At 60.4% G+C, this 20,944-nt stretch carries 19 protein-coding genes; 8 read left to right on the plus strand and 11 right to left on the minus strand.

Annotated elements, in window-relative coordinates; all coding sequences use genetic code 11:
* Positions 1-23: 23 nt before the first annotated feature.
* The 7 genes from PSH76_RS21910 (at position 24) to PSH76_RS21940 (ending at position 7,024) form a co-directional block, all read left to right on the plus strand.
* Positions 24-950, plus strand: a complete 927-nt coding sequence (locus PSH76_RS21910) for a glutamate/aspartate ABC transporter substrate-binding protein (protein ID WP_005785249.1) — start codon at positions 24-26, stop codon at positions 948-950.
* Positions 951-1,144: 194 nt separating this feature from the next.
* Positions 1,145-1,891: an amino acid ABC transporter permease gene (locus PSH76_RS21915; RefSeq protein ID WP_003188956.1), complete on the plus strand. Its 747-nt coding sequence runs from the start codon at positions 1,145-1,147 to the stop codon at positions 1,889-1,891.
* On the plus strand, positions 1,891-2,562 hold the full coding sequence (locus PSH76_RS21920) for an amino acid ABC transporter permease (protein WP_032893330.1): 672 nt from the start codon (positions 1,891-1,893) through the stop codon (positions 2,560-2,562). The genes PSH76_RS21915 and PSH76_RS21920 overlap by 1 nt, the downstream gene beginning before the upstream one ends.
* Entirely contained in the window at positions 2,559-3,293 is a 735-nt protein-coding gene (locus tag PSH76_RS21925; RefSeq protein ID WP_003188952.1) for an amino acid ABC transporter ATP-binding protein, read from the plus strand. The genes PSH76_RS21920 and PSH76_RS21925 overlap by 4 nt, the downstream gene beginning before the upstream one ends.
* Positions 3,294-3,450: 157 nt before the next feature.
* Positions 3,451-5,352, plus strand: a complete 1,902-nt coding sequence (locus PSH76_RS21930; protein WP_305492903.1) for a sensor histidine kinase — start codon at positions 3,451-3,453, stop codon at positions 5,350-5,352.
* A 53-nt stretch (positions 5,353-5,405) separates the two neighbouring features.
* Positions 5,406-6,686, plus strand: a complete 1,281-nt coding sequence (locus PSH76_RS21935) for a sigma-54 dependent transcriptional regulator (protein ID WP_238344536.1) — start codon at positions 5,406-5,408, stop codon at positions 6,684-6,686.
* Positions 6,686-7,024 (plus strand): GlpM family protein, encoded by a 339-nt coding sequence (locus PSH76_RS21940; RefSeq protein WP_032893333.1) that lies wholly within the window; start codon positions 6,686-6,688, stop codon positions 7,022-7,024. Before PSH76_RS21935 ends, PSH76_RS21940 begins: the two co-directional genes overlap by 1 nt.
* Positions 7,025-7,787: 763 nt before the next feature.
* Here the strand turns inward: PSH76_RS21940 and PSH76_RS21945 are convergent.
* From PSH76_RS21945 to PSH76_RS21970, 6 genes are all read right to left on the minus strand, one after another.
* On the minus strand, positions 7,788-9,185 hold the full coding sequence (locus tag PSH76_RS21945; RefSeq protein ID WP_305492904.1) for a sigma-54 dependent transcriptional regulator: 1,398 nt from the start codon (positions 9,183-9,185) through the stop codon (positions 7,788-7,790).
* Positions 9,175-10,953 (minus strand): HAMP domain-containing sensor histidine kinase, encoded by a 1,779-nt coding sequence (locus tag PSH76_RS21950; protein WP_032893334.1) that lies wholly within the window; start codon positions 10,951-10,953, stop codon positions 9,175-9,177. The genes PSH76_RS21945 and PSH76_RS21950 overlap by 11 nt, the downstream gene beginning before the upstream one ends.
* On the minus strand, positions 10,953-12,077 hold the full coding sequence (locus PSH76_RS21955) for a GNAT family N-acetyltransferase (RefSeq protein WP_138761394.1): 1,125 nt from the start codon (positions 12,075-12,077) through the stop codon (positions 10,953-10,955). Before PSH76_RS21955 ends, PSH76_RS21950 begins: the two co-directional genes overlap by 1 nt.
* A gap of 136 nt (positions 12,078-12,213) precedes the next feature.
* Positions 12,214-13,062: a carboxylesterase gene (locus PSH76_RS21960; RefSeq protein ID WP_305492905.1), complete on the minus strand. Its 849-nt coding sequence runs from the start codon at positions 13,060-13,062 to the stop codon at positions 12,214-12,216.
* Complete coding sequence (locus PSH76_RS21965; protein ID WP_032893337.1) at positions 13,059-14,453, minus strand: aspartate aminotransferase family protein; 1,395 nt, start codon at positions 14,451-14,453, stop codon at positions 13,059-13,061. The genes PSH76_RS21960 and PSH76_RS21965 overlap by 4 nt, the downstream gene beginning before the upstream one ends.
* A complete protein-coding gene (locus PSH76_RS21970; RefSeq protein WP_032893338.1) occupies positions 14,446-15,150 on the minus strand; it encodes an MtnX-like HAD-IB family phosphatase in 705 nt (234 codons plus the stop codon). The genes PSH76_RS21965 and PSH76_RS21970 overlap by 8 nt, the downstream gene beginning before the upstream one ends.
* A 241-nt stretch (positions 15,151-15,391) precedes the next feature.
* Between PSH76_RS21970 and PSH76_RS21975 the strand changes: the two genes are divergently transcribed.
* Positions 15,392-16,162: a MipA/OmpV family protein gene (locus PSH76_RS21975; RefSeq protein ID WP_305492906.1), complete on the plus strand. Its 771-nt coding sequence runs from the start codon at positions 15,392-15,394 to the stop codon at positions 16,160-16,162.
* Between the two features lie 132 nt (positions 16,163-16,294).
* Here PSH76_RS21975 and PSH76_RS21980 read toward each other — a convergent pair whose 3' ends face one another.
* The 5 genes from PSH76_RS21980 to PSH76_RS22000 form a co-directional block, all read right to left on the minus strand.
* Entirely contained in the window at positions 16,295-16,699 is a 405-nt protein-coding gene (locus PSH76_RS21980; RefSeq protein ID WP_014717122.1) for an EamA family transporter, read from the minus strand.
* Positions 16,696-17,076 (minus strand): EamA family transporter, encoded by a 381-nt coding sequence (locus PSH76_RS21985; protein WP_003188930.1) that lies wholly within the window; start codon positions 17,074-17,076, stop codon positions 16,696-16,698. Before PSH76_RS21985 ends, PSH76_RS21980 begins: the two co-directional genes overlap by 4 nt.
* Positions 17,073-17,993: an arginase gene (locus PSH76_RS21990; protein ID WP_032893339.1), complete on the minus strand. Its 921-nt coding sequence runs from the start codon at positions 17,991-17,993 to the stop codon at positions 17,073-17,075. The genes PSH76_RS21985 and PSH76_RS21990 overlap by 4 nt, the downstream gene beginning before the upstream one ends.
* 449 nt (positions 17,994-18,442) lie before the next feature.
* A complete protein-coding gene (locus tag PSH76_RS21995; RefSeq protein ID WP_305494484.1) occupies positions 18,443-19,744 on the minus strand; it encodes an IS4 family transposase in 1,302 nt (433 codons plus the stop codon).
* A 540-nt stretch (positions 19,745-20,284) separates the two neighbouring features.
* The gene (locus PSH76_RS22000) at positions 20,285-20,938 is read right to left on the minus strand and encodes a DsbA family oxidoreductase (RefSeq protein ID WP_032893341.1); all 654 of its coding nucleotides are present in this window, start codon (positions 20,936-20,938) and stop codon (positions 20,285-20,287) included.
* Positions 20,939-20,944 lie beyond the last annotated feature (6 nt).

The raw sequence follows: 20,944 nt of genomic DNA on the forward strand, positions 1-20,944 counted from the left end.
AAACAAATGTCGAGGAAGTATTGATGCGCATCGTTCCCCATATCCTGGGCGCAGCTATCGCTGCTGCTCTGATCAGCACTCCAGTTTTTGCCGCCGAACTCACCGGCACACTGAAGAAAATCAACGACTCCGGCACCATCACTCTCGCTCACCGCGACAGCTCCATTCCGTTTTCCTACATCGCGGATGGCTCGGGCAAACCCGTGGGCTACTCCCACGACATCCAGTTGGCCGTCGTCGAGCAGCTGAAAAAAGACCTGAACAAACCCGACCTCAAAGCCAAGTACAACCTGGTGACCTCGCAAACCCGTATCCCGTTGATCCAGAACGGCACCGCGGATCTGGAGTGCGGCTCCACCACCAACAACGCCGAACGCGCCCAGCAAGTTGATTTCACCGTCAACATCTTCGAAATCGGCACCCGTTTGCTGGTCAAGAAAGACAAGGAAGGCAAGCCGTCCTACGCTGACTTTGCCGACCTGAAAGGCAAAAACGTGGTGACCACCGCCGGCACCACGTCCGAGCGCATCATTAAGGCGATGAACGCCGACAAGCAGATGGGCATGAACGTCATCTCCGCCAAAGACCACGGCGAATCCTTCCAGATGCTCGAAAGCGGCCGCGCCGTTGCATTCATGATGGACGACGCCCTGCTGGCCGGTGAAGAAGCCAAGGCCAAGAAGCCTGATGACTGGGTCATTACCGGTACTCCGCAGTCCTTCGAAGCCTACGCTTGCATGGTTCGCAAAGGCGACCCGGACTTCAAGAAAGCCGTGGATGACGCCATCGTCGCCCTGTACAAGTCCGGCGAGATCAACAAGATCTACGCCAAATGGTTCGAAAGCCCGATCCCACCAAAGGGCCTGAACCTGAACTTCCCGATGAGCGACAAGGTTAAGGAGCTGATCGCTAACCCTAGCGACAAACCAGCGCCAGAAGTAAAAATCTGATACCTGACTAAGCTTATGTCCTGAGGGAGCCAACCCTCCCTCAGGCGTCTGTAATTACCTGCTGGCTTTAACTTGGAACACTCGACCTGGCGGTTTTCGAGCCGATCGTGTGTGCCTGGCGTTCAACGTCAGGCGGGAACGGATCTTCCCCAAGCGGGTGCTTGTACATCGATCGATCTCGAGGGGAGACCCTAATGAATTACAACTGGGACTGGGGCGTGTTCTTCAAGTCCACCGGCGTGGGCAGCGAGACTTATCTCGACTGGTACCTCTCCGGGCTGGGCTGGACCATCGCCATCGCTATCGTGGCATGGATTATCGCCTTGCTGCTGGGCTCCATTCTGGGGGTCATGCGCACTGTGCCAAACCGCCTCGTATCGGGCATCGCGACCTGCTACGTGGAACTGTTTCGTAACGTGCCGCTGCTGGTTCAGCTGTTCATTTGGTACTTCCTGGTACCGGACATGCTGCCGCAGAACCTGCAGGACTGGTACAAACAAGACCTGAACCCGACCACCTCGGCCTACCTGAGTGTCGTGGTGTGCCTGGGCCTGTTCACCGCCGCCCGTGTGTGCGAGCAAGTGCGTACCGGTATCCAGGCGCTGCCACGCGGCCAGGAATCCGCGGCGCGCGCCATGGGCTTCAAGCTGCCGCAGATCTACTGGAACGTGCTGCTGCCCCAGGCTTACCGCATCATCATTCCGCCGCTTACCTCGGAATTTCTCAACGTGTTCAAGAACTCCTCCGTGGCGTCCTTGATCGGCTTGATGGAACTGCTGGCGCAAACCAAACAGACCGCCGAGTTCTCGGCCAACCTGTTTGAAGCCTTCACCCTGGCCACGCTGATCTACTTCACCCTGAACATGAGCCTGATGCTGCTGATGCGCGTGGTCGAGAAGAAAGTCGCAGTGCCCGGCCTGATCTCCGTGGGGGGCAAATAATGGAATTCGATTTCAGCGGCATCATCCCCGCCATTCCAGGCCTGTGGAACGGCATGGTCATGACCTTGAAGCTGATGGTCATGGGCGTGGTCGGCGGCATCATCATCGGGACTATCCTGGCCCTGATGCGCTTGTCGTCCAACAAACTGCTGTCCCGCGTGGCCGGCGCCTACGTGAACTACTTCCGCTCGATCCCGTTGCTGCTGGTGATCACCTGGTTCTACCTGGCGGTGCCGTTCGTGTTGCGCTGGATCACCGGTGAAGACACCCCTATTGGCGCGTTCACCTCCTGCGTCGTGGCGTTCATGATGTTCGAGGCCGCGTACTTCTGCGAAATCGTCCGAGCCGGTGTGCAGTCGATTCCCAAGGGCCAGATGGCGGCGGCACAAGCCATGGGCATGACCTACGGCCAGACCATGCGCCTGATCATCCTGCCCCAGGCGTTTCGCAAGATGACGCCGTTGCTGCTGCAACAGTCGATCATCCTGTTCCAGGACACCTCCCTGGTCTACACCGTGGGCCTGGTGGACTTCCTCAACTCCGCCCGCTCCAACGGCGACATCATCGGCCGCTCCAACGAGTTCCTGATCTTTGCCGGTGTCGTCTACTTCATCATCAGCTTTTCCGCCTCGCTGCTGGTCAAGCGTCTGCAAAAAAGGTTTGCCGTATGATCTCTATCAAGAACATCAACAAGTGGTATGGCGACTTCCAGGTGCTGACCGATTGCAGCACCGAGGTTAAAAAAGGCGAAGTGATCGTGGTGTGCGGGCCATCCGGCTCGGGCAAATCCACCCTGATCAAGTGCGTCAACGCACTGGAACCGTTCCAGAAGGGCGATATCGTGGTCGACGGCACCTCCATCGCCGACCCGAAGACCAACCTGCCAAAACTGCGTTCGCGCGTGGGCATGGTGTTCCAGCACTTCGAACTCTTCCCGCACTTGACCATCACCGAAAACCTGACCATCGCGCAGATCAAGGTGCTGGGCCGCAGCAAGGAAGAGGCCACCAAGAAAGGCCTGCAACTGCTCGACCGCGTGGGCTTGTCGGCACACGCCCACAAGCACCCTGGCCAGCTCTCCGGCGGCCAGCAACAACGTGTGGCGATTGCCCGCGCCCTGGCCATGGACCCGATCGTCATGCTGTTCGACGAACCGACCTCGGCGCTGGACCCGGAAATGGTCAACGAAGTGCTCGACGTGATGGTGCAACTGGCCCACGAAGGCATGACCATGATGTGCGTGACCCACGAAATGGGCTTTGCGCGCAAAGTGGCCGACCGCGTGATCTTCATGGACGCCGGCAAGATCATCGAAGACTGCCCCAAAGAAGAGTTCTTCGGCGACATCAGCGCCCGCTCCGAGCGTGCGCAGCACTTCCTTGAGAAAATTCTGCAGCACTAAAAGCAACTCGCTCCTGCCCTGTAGGAGCGAGCTTGCTCGCGAAAGACGACAACGATAACGCGTGTATCCTGAATTAACGCGCTGCCCTTGAGTTTTTCGCGAGCAAGCTCGCTCCTACAGTTGGCAGGCGAGAAGTAGCTGACCCAAGGCATCTGTGATGAAATGCGACCCCAATCAATATCGCGCCGCGCCGCCATCACTTGCCGTGAAGCCTCGTCTGATACGCCAACTGTTCCTGCCGCCGTTGATCATCGCCCTGATGGTCGGCCTGGGTTATATCGGCTTCTGGGTCAGTGACTACTACGGCATCCGCACCCTCAGCGACAACGGCGAACGCCAGTTGGAGCTGCACGCCCGTACCGTCGAAAGCGAACTGAGCAAGTACACTTACCTGCCCAGCCTGCTGGAGCTGGAGTCCAGTGTTTCCCAATTGCTCGCCGACCCGAGCCAGGAAACCCGCAAGACGGTCAACGACTACCTCGAAGGCCTGAACCGCCGCAGTCGCAGCCGCGCCATCTATGTGATGGACACCACCGGCCGCGTGCTGGCCACCAGTAACTGGCGCGATGCCGACAGTTACCAAGGTGAAGACCTGTCCTTTCGCGCCTATTTCCAGAATGCCGTACGCGGCCAGCCTGGCCGTTTCTACGGCATCGGCAGCACCAACGGCGAACCCGGCTATTACCTGGCCCATGGCCTGGAAGAGCACGGCAAGATCATCGGCGTCGCCGTGGTCAAGGTGCGCCTCGAAGCCCTTGAAGAGCGCTGGCAACGTGCGCGCCTCGAAGCTTTCGTGAGCGATGAGAACGGCATCATTATTCTTTCCAGCGACCCGGCGCGTCGCCTCAAGGCCGTACGCCCGCTGAGCGATGACACCAAGGACCGCCTGGCCCACAGCCTGCAATATTACTGGGCGACACTCAATGAACTGCAACCCCTGGCCCGTGAGCGCCTGAACGAAGGCACCGAGAAACTGACCTTCCCGGCCAACACCGAAGTGGTCAACGACCAGCACGCGGTCAGCTACCTGGCGCAGACCCGCCCGCTGAACGACACGCCGTGGAACTTCACCCTGCTCACCCCGCTCAACGACCTGCGCCGCGCCGCGATCAACCAGGGCATCCTGGTGGCCGTCGCCTTCGGCCTGGTCGCCTTCCTGCTGATTGCCTGGAACGAGCGACGCAAGGTCATCGCCACCCGCCTCGCCGCACGCGAAGCCTTGCAGGAAGCCAACAGCCAGCTTGAGCGTCGGATTGCCGAACGCACCGCCGACCTGCGCGCCAGCAACGAACGGCTCAAGGGCCAGATTCGCGAACGACGCCAGGCCGAAGAAACCTTGCGCCGCGCCCAGGACGAACTGGTGCAGGCCGGCAAACTCGCGGCCATCGGCCAGATGTCCACCAGCATCGCCCACGAACTGAACCAGCCGCTGGCGGCCTTGCGCACGCTGTCGGGCAACACCGTACGCTTCCTTGAGCGCGGCGCCCTGGACACCGCCAGTACCAACCTCAAGACCATCAACGAACTGATCGACCGCATGGGCCGCATCACCGCCAGCCTGCGCTCCTTTGCTCGGCGCGGCGACGACCAGGGCGAAGCCAGCCTCGGCAAGGCCGTGGACGCCGCGTTCCAGGTGCTCGGCGCGCGCCTGGACAGCCTGCCGTTGACCGTGCACCGTGACTTTGCCAACGCCCAATTGCAGATCGACCAGACCCGCCTGGAGCAGATCCTGGTCAACCTGATCGGTAACGCGCTCGATGCCATGCAAGCCCAAGCGGTGCCGCAACTGTGGCTGGAAGGCCAGAGCGGCGATGGCAAATACCGCCTGTTGGTGCGTGATAATGGCCACGGCATCGACCCCGAGGCGCGCAAGCATTTGTTCGAACCCTTTTTTACCACCAAGCCCGGCGAACAAGGCCTGGGCCTGGGCCTGACCCTTTCCGCAAGCCTCGCGGCCGCTACCGGCGGTAGCCTTGCCGTGGAACATCCGGCCAATGGTGGTACCGCCTTTGTCCTTAACCTGCCATTGGTGGGCGCTCAACGAGCTGAGTCGACATGAATACACAAGCCCAAGACCTCACCGTCCTGATCGTCGAGGACGACCCCCATGTACTGCTCGGTTGCCAGCAAGCACTGGCGCTCGAAGACATTACCAGCGTCGGCGTGGGCAGCGCCGAAGAAGCGCTCAAGCGCATCGGCGAAAACTTCGCCGGCATCGTCATCAGCGACATCCGCTTGCCGGGCATCGATGGCCTGGAACTGCTGACCCGCCTCAAGGCATTGGATAAAAGCCTGCCGGTGGTGCTGATCACAGGCCACGGCGATATCTCCATGGCGGTGGGCGCCATGCGTAACGGCGCCTACGACTTCATGGAAAAACCCTTCTCGCCCGAACGCCTGGTGGACGTGGCACGCCGCGCCCTGGAACAACGCGGCCTGGCGCGGGAGGTCTGGTCGCTACGTCGGCAACTGGCCGAGCGCGACTCGCTGGAAGGCCGCATCATCGGCCGCTCGCCGGCCATGCAGAACCTGCGCGAACTGATTGCCAATGTCGCCGACACCTCGGCCAACGTGCTGATCGAAGGCGAGACCGGCACCGGCAAGGAACTGGTCGCGCGTTGCCTGCATGATTTCAGCCGGCGCCACACCCACCAGTTCGTCGCGCTCAACTGCGGTGGCCTGCCGGAAAACCTGTTTGAAAGCGAGATTTTTGGCCACGAGGCCAACGCCTTCACCGGCGCCGGCAAACGTCGTATCGGCAAGATCGAGCATGCCCATCAAGGCACGCTGTTCCTCGATGAAGTAGAGAGCATGCCGATCAACCTGCAGATCAAATTACTGCGGGTGCTGCAAGAACGTACGTTGGAACGCCTGGGTTCGAACCAGAGCGTGGCGGTGGATTGCCGCGTAATCGCTGCCACCAAGTCCGACCTCGACGAATTGAGCCGCGCCAGCCAGTTCCGCAGCGACCTGTACTACCGCCTCAATGTCGTCACCCTGGAACTGCCGCCTTTGCGCGAGCGGCGCGAAGACATCCTGCAACTGTTCGAACACTTCCTGCAGCAATCGTCGCTACGCTTCGACCGCGCCGTTCCGGAGCTGGACAACCAGACCCTGTCCAGCCTGATGAGCCACGACTGGCCAGGCAACGTGCGCGAACTGCGCAACGTCGCCGAACGCTTCGCCCTGGGCCTGCCCGCCTTCAAGAAAAGCGGCGCCAGCAGCGGCAACCAAGGGGTTGCCTTTACCGAGGCGGTGGAAGCCTTTGAACGCAACCTGCTCAACGATGCCCTGCAACGCAGCGGCGGCAACCTGACCCAGGCCAGCCAGGAACTGGGGATGGCCAAGACCACCCTGTTCGACAAGGTCAAGAAATACGGGTTGAGTCACTGATGGATCTGTTCTTGAAAGCCGCACTTGGCGCCGCAGTGGTGCTGATTCTGGCGGCGCTGGCCAAGACCAAAAACTATTACATCGCAGGCTTGGTGCCGCTGTTTCCCACTTTTGCGCTGATCGCCCATTACATCGTCGGCAAAGGCCGAACGGTTGCGGACTTGAAGACCACGATCCTGTTTGGGATGTGGTCGATCATTCCGTATTTTGTGTATTTGGCGACGCTGTATGTGATGGTCGATCGGCTGCGGTTGGAGGCATCGCTGGCAGTCGCCGCCGTGGCCTGGTTGATGGCCGCGACGGTGTTGGTCAGCGTATGGGTACGCCTCCACACCTGACACAACGCGGTTAAACAGGTGGGAGCTGGCTTGCGAAAGCGGTGGTTCAGTTAAAGATTCAGTGACTGACACACCGTCTTCGCGAGCAAGCCCGCTCCCACAGGGGATCTGTGCCAGGCGCAGATTTTGTGGGTAGTACATGACCAATGTGGGAGCTGGCTTGCCTGCGATAGCCGTAGGTATCTACACAACTTTTGGGCTGTAGCAGCAGACGGTAACCACGATGCGAAGCGAGCCGCTCTTGATCTGCTTTTGATCTTAGGCGCCCCGTTAAACCACGCTGGCCGGAATTCGACAGGGATTTGGGGGGTAAACCGGCAGGGATGCCGGTTTAGCCGCCCCGCGCCATGGATGGCGCGTGGCGGCGGCCCCCCAAATCACTGGCGGATTACGGGCACACCGAGCCTAGGCGAGGTGCCGAGTGGTGGGGCAAGAGCGTTTTGCTTACTTTTGCGCTTTTCAAAAGTGAGCCGCCGTCAGGGCGGAACCCTAAGTGGCCGTTACCTAAATAACGAATATGTACCCGGTCCAGCTGTGTTGACTGTCAGGCCGTCTTCGCAGGCAAGCCAGCTCCCACATTTGAACTGCGGCGCGTCAGGTAGATAAGCGTCGGCTGTCAGGTCGTCACAGGAGCAAGCTCCCTCGCCACAGGTTCGGCGTCATAACGAAGTTGTATAGATACCATGCTGCGATAGCGGCGTGTCAGGCAAACATCCGGCACAGACAGACCGCCATCGCAGGCAAGCCAGCTCCCACACTCAGATCAGCGCACGATCTTGTCTACCTGAATGCCCAGCTTCTTCAGGCGATACCAAAAGCTGCGTTCGGAAATCCCGATCCGCTGCGCCGCTGCCGCCTGCACCCCATTGCTCTCCTGCAACGCCGCAAGAATGTAGGCTTTCTCCACCTCGGCCAGCGCCGCATCCAAATCCCGCGGCACCCCCGGCCCGTCGCTGAGGATCGCGCTCACATCGCCCTCGCTCGGTTTGGAAGCAAACAGATACCCCGGCAAATCAATATCCTCGATCACCGATGAAGCCGCCACGATGGTCGCGCGCTCCACGCAGTTTTGCAGCTCGCGGATGTTGCCCGGCCAGTGATACGCCGCCATGGCCTGCAACGCCTCAGGGCTGAAACCGGTGATGCGTTTGCCGGTGGTCGCGCTCAGGGTGTGGGCGAAGTGGCGCGCCAGGGGCGCGATGTCTTCCACGCGTTCGCGCAGCGACGGCAACGGAATCGGGAAGACATTGAGGCGGTAATACAGGTCTTCGCGAAACTCCTTGGCCGCCACCGCATCCAGCAGGTTCTTGTTGGTGGCGGCAATGACACGTACATCCACCTTGCGCTCGCGGGGGTCGCCTACCGGCTCGATAACCCGCTCCTGCAAGGCGCGCAGAATCTTGGCCTGCAACGCCAAGGGCATATCACCGACTTCATCCAGAAACAGCGTGCCCTTGTCGGCCTGCATGAAGCGCCCTACCCGGTCAGCCACAGCCCCGGTGAACGCGCCTTTGCGATGGCCGAACATTTCGCTTTCCAGCAGGCCTTCAGGAATGGCCGCGCAATTGACCGCCACGAAGGGTTGGTCGGCACGGCTGCCATGCTTGTGGATGGCGCGGGCGACCATTTCCTTGCCGGTGCCACTTTCACCGGTCAGCAGGATGGTGGCGTTGCTGTCGCGCACGGAGTCCACCGCCTGGAGCACCTGGCGAAACGCTGGGCTGTCGCCCACCAGGCTGTCAAACTGCGCATGTTCGTCCAGCTCGGCACGCATGCGCGCGTTGTCGCGCATGATGTCGCGAAATTGCAGGGCCTTGGCCACGGTGATGTCCAGCTCGTCAATGTCGAACGGCTTGGCAATGTAGTCATAGGCACCGTTACGCATCGACTGCACGGCGTTTTTCACCGTGCTATAGGCCGTCATCACGATCACCGGCAAGGTCGGATAACGCACCTTGATCTCGGCCAGCAACGCCGGCCCGTCCATGCCCGGCATGCGCCAGTCGCTAATGACCAGGTCGATGTCCTCCTCCCCCAGCACCTTGAGCGCATGCAGGCCATTGCCCGCGCTGAACACCTGGATGCCGTTCTGGCTCAGGGCCTGGGTCAGCAGATCACAGAGCTTGGGCTCGTCGTCGACCACCAATACGTTATGCGTCATGCCCGTCCTCATCTTCACCGTCGTCTTCACCGTCAGCCGGAATGTACAGGCTGAAGGTCGCGCCGGCATCTTTCTCGCTGGCGCATTCGATGCTGCCGTCGTGACTTTCCATGATCGAATAGACTTTGGCCAGGCCCAGGCCCGTGCCCGAGGCCTTGGTGGTGACGAATGGCGTGAAGATACGCTCGACCATGTCCGCCGGGATGCCCTCGCCGGTATCGGCGATGCTGATCACGGTGTTGTCGCCCACGCTGCGAATGCCCAGGGTCAGGCGCCCGCCGTCGGGCATCGCGTCGATGGCGTTGAGAATCAGGTTGAGACACGCCTGCTTGAGCTGCTTGGCATCGGCGTAAATCGTCGCGCCAGGCGCCTGGTCGTCAATCTGGGCATCAATGCGATGGCTACTCAGCTCCGGGCCGCAGAAACCGAGGATTTCTTCCACCAGGGCGCGTGCCGGTTGCTGCACGCGTATCGGCGGGTTGGGCTTGGCGAAATCGAGGAACTCAGTAATCAGCTCGTTGATGCGGCTGACCTCGCTGATGACATATTCCAGGTGGCGCTTGTCGGTTTCCGCCAGGTCAGCGCGCCGATGCAACAGTTGGGTGGCGGTCTTGATGATGCCCAAAGGGTTGCGAATTTCATGGGCCAGGCCCATGGCGACTTCACCCAGGGCATGCAAGCGATCACGCCGACGCAGTTGGGCTTCCAAGTGGTGCAACTCGCCCAGGCGTTCGGTCATGTGGTTAAAGGTGCTGCTCAATTGCGCCAGTTCGTCACCGCCACTGACCACCACACGATGCGCATAACTGCCCGAGATCACCGCATCCACGCCCTGGGACAAATCGCGCAGGGGCTTGGTCAGACGCCGCGACACCAACAACCCGGCCGCCAGTGACAGCGCCGAGCTGACCAGGAAGATCAGCACAAACAGGTTGCTCTGGTTCACCAGCCCCACCAGGCTGGTATGGCGTAGCAGGCCGCTGAAGATCACGCCTTGCAACTCGCCGGCGTCATTGAAAATCGGCCAATACAGCCCGCTGTACTGGTTAGTGAACTGCTCGCTGGGCTGCTTGGTACTGCGCAGGTAGGCCTCGACATTCTTGGGGATGCGCGAGGGGTGATTGGCGAAGCGCTGGGTGGAAAATATCTCGGAGAAACCGGCAGGGTTGGCCAGGTACAAACGCAGGTCGAGGGAATGCACATCGGCCACGCTGGTGAGAAAACTGCTGTCCAGGTAGGTGGCGACCAGCAACAGGTAATCCACGCCATCACGGCTGGTTTCGAAGGTGGACACCACCAGGCCCGTGCTCACCCCGGCGACTTGCACGGTTTGCAGCACCGCGTTGCTGGTGAGGTTGATCTGCCTGACGATGTCATCGGCGGCCGTGCTGAACATCACTTTGCGGTCGCTGGTGCGAATCAGCGCGACCACGTCGATATCGGTGGCATCGGCAATGTCGGCGGTGAGCCGGTCATGCTTCTCTGCATTTTTGGACGACGGCGGGCTGGTGTAGCGCAGGAACAGCTTGGCCATGCGCGCGTTGTCGTGAAGGATGTCGCCGATTTCGTCCTTGACGATCTTGGTCGACTCTTGCAGCCAGATCCGCACGTTGCTGTCGAAAATCTGCGACAGCGTGGTGGCGGCCAGTTCAGCCGCGATCATGGTGGGAATCACGCTGACCAGCCAGAACGCCAGCACCAGCTTGCGCTGGACGCTCCAACGCGAAATGGCAAAGGGGCGGGCTTTCTGGCGGGTCTTGGTAATCATCAGGTTTCGCTTATCGCAGCAGCCATGGCAGGGTCGGAACGATCCGGTCGAATAAACAGTTTTACAAGCTTGAGCAGGCCGTTGACCAGCCGGTTGCGGTGACGGAAGAACAGGCTGTTGCCCTCGAACTCGCACCCCAGGCGCAGTTTACTGGCATACCCGGCCTGGCCGCACTCGTACAGCGCAATACGGTGTTCAATACAGTAGTCGACATTGGTCAGCCAGCTGCGGAAGTACAGGTTGTATTCACGGCTGAACTCCAGGTCATGGCCAAAGAACTTGTCCACCAGCCGATGCTCGTCCAGCAGGATCAGGTTGAACGCCACCAGGCGCTCGTCCACCCAGTACAGAACACAGACCGCCCGCTCGTGCAGGTGTTCGAGCACGCCCGTGAAGTAACCGGCGGGCAGGCGTTCGAACTGCAAGTCTGCGCGCGCGAGCGTGGCTTCATACAGGCGCATGACCTCGGGCAGCACGTCGTCGATATTACGCCGCCACTCGACCCGCGGCCCCGGTGCGCGCAGTTTGCGGCGCAGGTCCTTACGCGTGGACTTGCCCAGCGAACCCAGGTAGGCGTCCACCGAGCCATAAGGCAGCGGCAACACCCCCGTGGGCAAGCTGGGCATGCTTTGAAAACCTGCGGCAAGGCAGCTCTGGGCCCAATGCGGGTCGTTGGTGGGCGCGTCCTTGACCGCCAGCAAGCCGATACCGAGCGCATCGGCATCGCTGCGCGCAGCCGCCAGTAACTGCTGCAACAGCAACGCGCGCCGGGATTCGGGCACATGGCTGGCGACCCCGGCATCACAGCGTTCAGCCACCGGCGAACCGATGGCGTACAAGGCCAGTTGCAGAGCCCCCGGCCACAGCCGCTCCAGGCGCTGGGTCAAGCGCTTGCCAGCCCCCGACACGGTGGTGTCGAGGCGATAATGGGTGACGAACGCGGCCGCCACGGCCACCAGCGTTTGGTCCTCAAAGACCGCCAGGTAACGCCACTGAAAGTCATCGATCGCGGCGTTTTCCACGGCCAGGTAATAGTCCCAATCCTCCAGGGCACCGGGAAAACAATCGTTCCAGGCATCGCGCTGGATAGCCCGGATGGTCGGGTAGGCTTGGGTGGTTATCACAGTTTTTCCTTATCAACACCGCTCTACTGTAGGAGCGAGCTTGCTCGCGAAAATCGAACAGACACCGCGTTCAACCTGGCAGTACGCGTTATCGTTAACGACCTTCGCGAGCAAGCTCGCTCCTACAAGTAACTAATCACGCCACACGATTGAGTTGCACTGCGTGCTGCTCGACAAACCTGGCACTCAACTCGATCACCCGCCGGTACTGCAAATCGACCGTGATCATGTGGTAGCAGTTGTCCAACAGGATCTTGGTCACCGGCCCGCCGAGGTGGCGCTCTACGTAATCGGCGTTCCATCGGCTGGTGATGTCGTCCTCGATGGAATGCAGCACCAGCGCCGGCACCTTGATCTGCGGCATGCGTTTCTTGACCACGGCGTTCATGCGGTGCAACTCGCGCACGGTGATGCCTTCCATGGTCAGCAACCCCGCCTCGCTGCTTTCGCCTTCCTTCATCTGCCGCTCGACGATGGCCCGCAGGCGCTCGTTCTTGATCCCGTAGGGCGGCTTCTCTTCGAAGCTGCAAATGTGCACGCCGAACGGAATCTTCATCAGCAAGGGCGTGAGAAACGCCAGTTTGTTGATGCTCCAACCGTCGTACTTCAAGGTGGTGGAATACATCAGCAACCCGGCGACTTGCCCTGGGTGTTCGGACGCCACATACATCGACATCACCGCGCCCATGGACAAGCCACCGACAAACACCAGGGCGTGGCGCTGCTTGACCTGTACGAAGGTCTTGCGCACGCCTTCGTACCAGTCCTGCCACCCCGTAGCTTGCAAGTCGCTGTTGTCGCCGCAGTGCCCGGCCAGCGTGGGCACATACACCGTGCAGTTGCCCGCCTTGGCCAGGCCCTTGGCGACCTGACGCAATTCGGTCGGCGTGCCGGTCAGGCCGTGGATCAACAGGATCCCGACCGGACCATCACCGAGAACGAAACCGGCAGTGCCTTCACCGAGGTCGATCCCTTGAGCCTTCACCGCGTGGTCGCTCGCACCAGCAGTTGCTCCAGCAACTTCAGACCCAGGTCGATTTCCGGGTAGCTGATCTCCAGGGACGGCGCCAGGGTGATCACGTTCTTGTAGTAACCGCCCACGTCGAGGATCAGCCCGAGTTTCTGGCCGTCTACCACCATGTCGCCTTTCATGCCTTCTTCGACCATGTAGTCCAGGGTCGCCTTGTCCGGGGTGAAGCCATCCGGGCCGCAGATCTCGCAGCGCAGCGCCAGGCCCAGGCCGTCCACATCGCCGATGATCGGGAAGCGTTTTTGCAAGTCTTGCAGGCCTTCCAGGAAGTATTTGCCCTTGGCCATGACCATGGCGCCGTAGTCGACTTCGCTGGTCATCTTGAACATTTCCAGGCCCACCGCGGTACCCAACGGGTTAGAGGCGAAGGTGGAGTGAGTCGAACCTGGCGGGAACACCTTCGGGTTGATCAACTCTTCACGGGCCCAGATACCGCCCAGTGGGTTGAGACCATTGGTCAACGCCTTGCCGAACACGATCACGTCCGGTTGTACGTCGAAGTGCTCGATCGACCAGAGCTTGCCGGTGCGGTAGAAGCCCATCTGGATTTCATCCGACACCATCAAAATGCCGTGCTGATCCAATACGTGCTTGAGCTCGCGGTAGAAGTTCATCGGCGGGATCACGTAGCCGCCGGTGCCCTGGATCGGCTCGACATAGAAAGCTGCGTATTCGCACTGGTTGGTTTTAGGGTCCCAGACACCGTTGTATTCGGTCTCAAACAAGCGGGCGAACTGCTGCACGCAATGGCTGCCGTATTCTTCCTTGGTCATGCCCTTCGGGCCACGGAAGTGGTAAGGGAATGGGATGAAATTGGCGCGTTCGCCAAAGTGGCCGTAGCGACGACGATAGCGGAAGCTGGAGGTGATCGACGAGGCGCCGAGGGTGCGGCCGTGGTAGCCGCCTTCGAAGGCGAACATCAGGCTTTTGCCGTTGCTGGCGTTGCGCACCACTTTCAGGGAGTCCTCGATGGACTGCGAGCCGCCGACGTTAAAGTGCACGCGACCATCGAGGCCGAACTTGTTCTTGGCATCGACCGCGATCATTTCCGACAGCTCGATCTTGCCTTTGTGCAGGTATTGGCTGGCGATTTGCGGCAGCGTATCGATCTGCTTTTTCAGCGCGTTGTTCAGGCGCGGGTTGGCATAGCCGAAGTTGACGGCCGAGTACCACATTTGCAGGTCGAGGTAGGCCTGGTCTTCGGTGTCCCATACATACGAGCCTTCGCAGCGGCTGAAGATACGCGGTGGCTCGATGTAGTGAACGGTGTCGCCGTAGGAGCAGTACTTGGCTTCTTTATCCAGAAGCACCTGGTCTTCGGCGGTAGCGATACGGATATCAGACATGATGGAAGAGTTCCTGTTTGTCAGAAGAGGTGTTGAAGGTGGTGGCGTTGGCAGCGAGGCCTTGTGGCAGCTTGGCCAGCAACGCCGGCACTTGCGCAAAGGTGTCGAAGCGCGCATGAGGAATCTGGTGGGCGACGCAGTAGTCGGCGAGGCTGCCTTTGGCGAACACGAAGTCGGCGGTGGAGGCCACGCACATGTCGGACTTGCCGTCGCCGATCACCAGCACGCGCTTGTTGCGCGGTGTGGATTTGCACTTGCAGTTGCCGGACGCGGCGCGGCAGGCATCGCTGGCATACGGGAAGTCGATGCGCCAGCTGTCCTGGTCGACCTGGCGCAGGCGGTTGGCGAGGATCGGCAACAAAGTCACGTAGTTGCGCGAAAGGATGCGGGCAATGCCCTGCTCGATGCCGTCGCTGACCACTTCGATGGAGGCACCCAGGCCCATGACGTGATCGACAAAGTCCGGGAAGTCCGGGTCGATCTCGACGCTGTCGAAGTACGCCAGCAGTTCAGCGGGGGTGGCCTTGATCAGCGCCAGTTGGCGGCTCAGGCATTCGCGTGAACCGATATGCCCATCCAGCCATTCCTGCTCAATGGTTTCCCACTCGGGGCCGGCGAAGCGTTGGAGGACGTTGTCGATGACATCGGTGGGGGTAATGGTCCCGTCGAAGTCACACACGATATGCCAGTTGATCATCTGCCTTTCCTTTAGGTAAAGGGCCTTGGAGGAGCGCGCTGTCTGCGCTTGCCAAGGGATAGAGCAGGGACTGTGCCAACTGGCCAAAAGCCCGCAGGGCTGGGGGTTTGGGCGAAATGCGCAGCGATATATGTCGCAGGAGCTACAATTTTTGTAGCTTGCTACAAACAACATGAGTGCTTGCGCAGGCGCGTCGGTTTGCGCGTTCATGCGCGCCTGCCCACCTTCAGGAAACGTCCCCATGTCCAAGCTCGCTGCTGCTGTATTCACCGGTTTACTTGGAGGGTGGGGCCTTTGCGGGGCCGCATGGGCAGAGGGCATTACGGGCGATGTGGGCGCGGGCCTCAGCTATCAGCCCCACGACCCCACTGGCAGCCGCTACGAAACCCGGCCTGTGCCGTACCTGGACCTGGATTGGGGCAACGTCAGCCTGAGCACCGATGACGGCCTGACCTGGAGCGCCCTGGATACCCACGGCCTTACCGCTGGCCCCTATATCAACTACCTCGCGGGGCGTACCTCCAACGGCGAGTTGCAAGGCCTGCGCAACGTGTCGGACATGGCGGAAGTGGGCGGTTTCGTCCAATACGCCCCGGCCAATTTTTGGCGGGTCTACGCGCAATTGGGCCAAGCCGTGGGCGGCGGGCATTCCCAGAGCGGCGCACTGGGTAAAATCGGCGGCGAACTGGGTTACCCCTTGGGTGGCGGGATTATCGGCAGCAGTGGCCTGGTTGCGCATTTTGCCGATGCGCGCCAGACCAATACCTTCTTCGGCGTGGACAACAGCGAAGCCGTCGCTTCAGGCCTGCGGCCTTATAACGCGAGTGGCGGCTTCCAGAACGTGACGCTGAGCCAAAGTTTTTCCTTCCCCCTGGCGCCCCATTGGTCGCTGCTGACCAGCGCCAGCTGGGTACACCTGGTGGGGTCGGCGGCCAAGAGCAGCATCGTCAAAGAGGCTGGCCAGGTGAATCAGGGCCAGGTGCAGACGGCGATCAGCTACACCTTCGACTGAATCACCTGGGAGCAAAATGTGGGAGCGGGCTTGCTCGCGAAAGCAGTGTGTCAGTCAGCTAATACTTAACTGATCCACCGCATTCGCGAGCAAGCCCGCTCCCACATTGGGTCTGTGCTCATAGCACTATGTTCAGTGTTCTTCGCCTTCAGCCAACAGCGCGATACCACCGATAATCACCACCACGCCCACCCAATGCAGCACGCTGATGTGCTCCCCCAGCCCGAGCCAAGAACCCAGCAATACGGCCACAAACACCAGCGAACTCAGCGGAAACGCCAGGGACAAACTGCTACGCCGCAAAATCAGCATCCACACAAAAAACGCCCCCAGATAGCTGGCAATCGCCGCCAGAATTCCCGGGTTGCGCGCCACGTCCGCCAGCCATTGCCAACTGAAGTCCATCGGCCCCAATTGATCGCCGGCAACCTTGGTGAACAACTGCCCGGCGCTTTCGGTGGCGATCAGCAGTGCCCATAGCACCAGGGTGCCAAGCCGCCCATGCAGCCAGCCGGTATTGATTGTTTGCGTTGTCATGCCTGGTTCCCCGCTATCGCTACCAACATCACACCCAAAGTGATCACCAACGTGCCGAGCCAACGGCGTCGGCTGACGGTTTCCTTGAGCACCACCCTGCCCGCCAGCACCACCAGGCAATAGGCCAACGCCGCCAGCGGAAACAGCAGACTCAAGGGCGCACGGGACAGCGCTTCGAGCCAGACAAAAAACTCAATCACATAGGCGCCGACGCCGGCCCACAGCAGCGGCGCATTGAACACCTGGCCCCAGAACGCACGCAGGCGAAAACCGCCATCGAGTTGCGGCAAACGGTCCACGCCCAGTTTGAAACACAGCTGGCCAATCACATCGAGGACGATGGAAAACGCCAGTAACAACACCACGGTCAGGGTCACGGGAACAGCTCCTCAAACAGGTCGATCAAGGCTTCGTTGGTTGCGGCGTTACGCTGCAAGTCTTGCGGGCTCCAGCGTTCCGGTGGCGGCTGGTCGGACTTGGCCTCCCAGCGCTTGAACGCGTTGCTGAATGCCGGCGTAGCGAACTCCCCGCAAACGTCGATGCCAATGATGCGTTTACCCGCCGCCAATGCCCGCAGGGCTTGGAGCAAATGGGTCAGGCGCATGCCGCCCTGGTCCCAGTTGGTGGCGGCGTCTTCACTGGCCAGCACATCTTTGTCGATGGTGATCCAGATCGCCTCAGTGGGCAGACTGGCAATCATCTGGTCGAGGAAGGCTGCCCAATCCAGGTCCGCCAGGTTGCGCCAGTGCAGGTGGTTTTCCTGTTGCTGGTGACCGGCTCCATCACCGACCCGGCCCCAGACCTTGGATGGCGGATGCTGCCAGGGAAACAGCTGCAAACGCCCGCGCTTGAGGGCGCCAAGGTTGCCGCCGCGCAGTTGCGGGTTATGCAGGTCATCGCTGCACGGGCCGAGGGTGACGATGCGTTGGATCGCCGGCATCTTCAACGCCCGGTTGACCCACGAACCGCAGTGCCGCTTGGGCGCAAAGCGCACCCAGTCGGGGTGGTTGTCAAAGTGGATCAGGCTGACAGGCTCTTTGAGGTCGGCCAAAAACGCCGGCGTAAGGTGGTGATAATCGCCGGAGCCGACAAACAGGATTTCCGGGCGCGCGTCACGGGGCCGGGGCCGTTGGGCCAGGCGCTCGACGAAACGCTTCCAGGTTTTTTCGGTGGACCACAAACGCAATTTCGGGCCCAGGTCCAGCAGGTCCAGGCGCGTGGCCCGACCGCTGGCCAACCGCCGGGCAATCGGTGCCTGGCCGGTGAGGCTGTGGTCAAGGTCAAGAATATTCAAGGTAAGTTACACCCCTAATGGCAGCGCCCAACCGCAGGCCGGTTGGGCTTTAGGGGGGTAATGCAAGGGATGGGCCAGCGCTTCTCTTAATGCCCACACAGATCAAATGTGGGAGCTGGCTTGCCTGATGGCCATGGGTATCTACACAACTTTGCGCGTTGTAACAGCAGACGCTAACCACGATGCGAAGCGAGCCGCTCTTGATCTTGATCTTGATCTCAGGCGCCCCGTTAAACCACGCTGGCCGAACGCAGGCTTGAATTCGTGGGTAACCCGGCAGGACGCCGGGTTAGCCGCCCCGCGCCATGGATGGCGCGTGGCGGCGGCCCACGGATTCAAGCCTGTGTTCGGGCACACCGAGCCTAAGCGAGGTGCCGAGTGGTGGGGCGTGGACCTTTTGGTTACTTTTGGGTCCTTCCAAAAGTGACCCGCTGTCAGAGCCAGCCCTTTCAAGGTCTTTTCGTTTTGGCAGCCTTGATTACCCTGTCCGTTGAAACATGCGCATTCACCGCCTTGCCTTGCACCCATGTCTTGGGTTTAGGCACCTTGGGGCCGCGGGGACTTTTCGCAACTTGTTTGGGGTGGATGTTTCTGGCCAGCTCCAACAAACGCTGGGCCAACTTTTCCACAGGGATGGCGGGAAGATATTCCGAGGGCAGTGCAATCTGCATTCCCTCATAACCACTCCTGACCTGGACCGCCAAGTGATAGATCGAGGCTTCCCAGCCATCAGGCTGGGTCTCCCGATGGGCTTGCTCCACGCTTCGCTTGAGTACGGCCAGGACGTTGTAGGCCAACACTGCCGTAGTGAACCCGAGCAAGGCGGCCTTTGGGCTGCCGAGAGTTTCGATTTCACTTTCCAGGATCGCTTCCAGTCGCTGGAACATACCTTCAATGCTCCAGCGGCGGCGATAGAGTTGCGCGATCTGCTCAGCGCTGACGCTTTCAGGCAGGTTGCTCCAGAACATCAAGCTGCTGTCACCCGAGTCTGTTGGCGAATGAAGCGTCAGTTCGACGCGCCGACATTGGTAACCGCCTCTGACCTGGATGATCTGCTCACGCACAGAGCCTGTTTCCACAGGCACGGATTCTTGCCACTCACCCTCTTGAATCAGGCGTGGATGTTTGGCTTGCTGGCGAATGACAAAGGACGTCTGGACCTGCTCACAAGCTTCCATTACCGGAAGCGTGCAGTAGAGTCGGTCAGCCAGCCACACCTGGCCCGGTTCAGCATTAGCCAACAGAGGCAACACGCAAACGCGCTCGCTGGCGTAGGCATCCTCACATGCCTGAAGGTCGATGACCTGATCGAGATCAGGATCGTAGACCACTACCGAAAAACCGGGACGAGCCGCACCTCGCTCCTGGCGTAAAGCCCCCAGACGCTTCTCAGTGGATGCCAGGTGATTGCCATCTACCACGCGAACCTGCCAGTCCGGCAGCATCGTCGTGCAACCCAGTTCTTTGATGGTTGGAGTCAGTCGTTGCGCACAACCGGTGACCAGAGCACGCAATAGCGCGGGTTCGGTACGACTGATCTTGTCGTAAAGCGCCGCCAAGCTGACAGGGAGATCTTCCAGTTGCCGCGCAGCGGCGTGCAGGGATGGCTTCAAGCCCAATGAAACAAGGGACATCAGCTTGATTATGGTCGAGAACAGTAGTTCACGAGAATACTGCCGTTGCCGATGTTCTTCGAAGACCTGATCGACCCACTCAGGGGCAATAGCTTGTTCCAGCGCCAATTTGGCCATGACGCTGGCAGGTGCTTTTTTCTCGAAACGCGCTAGAACATCGGCCCACATCGTTTGGGATCCCTGAATGAAATTTCAGGGGATTTTACCGAAGACCTTGAAAGGGATGGCTGTCAGAGCGGAACCCTAGGTGGCCGTTACCGCAGCAATGGATATGTACACAATCCAATTGTGTCGCCTGTCAGGCCGCCTTCGCGAGCAAGCCCGCTCCCACAGTTTGATCGCGGAGTGTCAGGTAGATAGGCGTTGGCTGGTAGGCCGCCTTCGCAGGCAAGCCAGCTCCCACATTTGAATCGCGGGGGTCAGGTAGATAGGCGTTGGCTGGTAGGCCGCCATCGCAGGCAAGCCAGCTCCCACAGTTGGATTGTGGGGTATCAGGTAGAGAAGCGCCGGCTGTCAGGCCGTCACGGGAGCAAGCTCCCTCGCCTCAGGCCCAGCGTCACACCAAAGCTGTGTAGATACCTATGCTGCGATGGCGGTGTGTCAGCCACCTCATTTGCAACTGACAGCCAGCTCCCACATTTTGCTCCGTGCTCGGCCTCAGGATCTCGATTCGTTGATGATCTGGCGAATCGCACCGACGAAGGCTTCAGCCGGCTGCCCACCGCTCACCGCATATTGGTCATTGAAGACAATGGTCGGCACCGAACTCACCCCCCGGGAAACCCACAGCTGCTCCTGCTCGCGGACCTCGGCGGCGTATTCATCGCTGGCAAGAATCTCGGCGGCGCGGGCAATGTCCAGCCCGACGCTTTCGGCGATGATCGCCAGGGTTGCATGGTCGGAAGGATCCTGGCCGTCGCTGAAATAAGCCTTGAACAGCGCTTCCTTGAGGTTGTACTGCAAACCTTCCAACCCGGCCCAATGCAACAGACGATGCGCGTCGAAGGTGTTGTAGATACGGCTCTGGCCGTCGGTGCGAAAAGCAAAGCCCAATGCGGCGCCCATGTCACGGATACGCGCACGATTGGCCTGGGACTCTTCAGCCGTGGAGCCGTACTTTTCGGTAATGTGCTCGACGATGTTCTGACCTTCGGAGGGCATGTTCGGGTTCAGTTCGAACGGTTGAAAATGAATCTCGGCCTGCACTTCGCTGCCGAGCTGGTCGAGGGCTTCGGTCAAGCCGCGCAGGCCGATGATGCACCAGGGGCAGGATACGTCGCTGACGAAATCGATTTTCAGGGGAGTACTCATGGTGGG

Origin of the sequence: Pseudomonas sp. FP215, assembly GCF_030687795.1 — a bacterium.
Lineage (GTDB): Bacteria > Pseudomonadota > Gammaproteobacteria > Pseudomonadales > Pseudomonadaceae > Aquipseudomonas > Aquipseudomonas salmasensis.

Excerpts from the sequence above, each read along its gene's own strand:
- PSH76_RS21910 (WP_005785249.1), top strand. The coding sequence starts at position 24 with ATGCGCATCGTTCCCCATATCCTGGGCGCAGCTATCGCTGCTGCTCTG.
- PSH76_RS21915 (WP_003188956.1), top strand. The coding sequence starts at position 1,145 with ATGAATTACAACTGGGACTGGGGCGTGTTCTTCAAGTCCACCGGCGTG.
- PSH76_RS21920 (WP_032893330.1), top strand. The coding sequence starts at position 1,891 with ATGGAATTCGATTTCAGCGGCATCATCCCCGCCATTCCAGGCCTGTGG.
- PSH76_RS21925 (WP_003188952.1), top strand. The coding sequence starts at position 2,559 with ATGATCTCTATCAAGAACATCAACAAGTGGTATGGCGACTTCCAGGTG.
- PSH76_RS21930 (WP_305492903.1), top strand. The coding sequence starts at position 3,451 with ATGAAATGCGACCCCAATCAATATCGCGCCGCGCCGCCATCACTTGCC.
- PSH76_RS21940 (WP_032893333.1), top strand. The coding sequence starts at position 6,686 with ATGGATCTGTTCTTGAAAGCCGCACTTGGCGCCGCAGTGGTGCTGATT.
- PSH76_RS21945 (WP_305492904.1), bottom strand. The coding sequence starts at position 9,185 with ATGACGCATAACGTATTGGTGGTCGACGACGAGCCCAAGCTCTGTGAT.
- PSH76_RS21950 (WP_032893334.1), bottom strand. The coding sequence starts at position 10,953 with ATGATTACCAAGACCCGCCAGAAAGCCCGCCCCTTTGCCATTTCGCGT.
- PSH76_RS21965 (WP_032893337.1), bottom strand. The coding sequence starts at position 14,453 with ATGTCTGATATCCGTATCGCTACCGCCGAAGACCAGGTGCTTCTGGAT.
- PSH76_RS21970 (WP_032893338.1), bottom strand. The coding sequence starts at position 15,150 with ATGATCAACTGGCATATCGTGTGTGACTTCGACGGGACCATTACCCCC.
- PSH76_RS21975 (WP_305492906.1), top strand. The coding sequence starts at position 15,392 with ATGTCCAAGCTCGCTGCTGCTGTATTCACCGGTTTACTTGGAGGGTGG.
- PSH76_RS21980 (WP_014717122.1), bottom strand. The coding sequence starts at position 16,699 with ATGACAACGCAAACAATCAATACCGGCTGGCTGCATGGGCGGCTTGGC.
- PSH76_RS21995 (WP_305494484.1), bottom strand. The coding sequence starts at position 19,744 with ATGGCCAAATTGGCGCTGGAACAAGCTATTGCCCCTGAGTGGGTCGAT.
- PSH76_RS22000 (WP_032893341.1), bottom strand. The coding sequence starts at position 20,938 with ATGAGTACTCCCCTGAAAATCGATTTCGTCAGCGACGTATCCTGCCCC.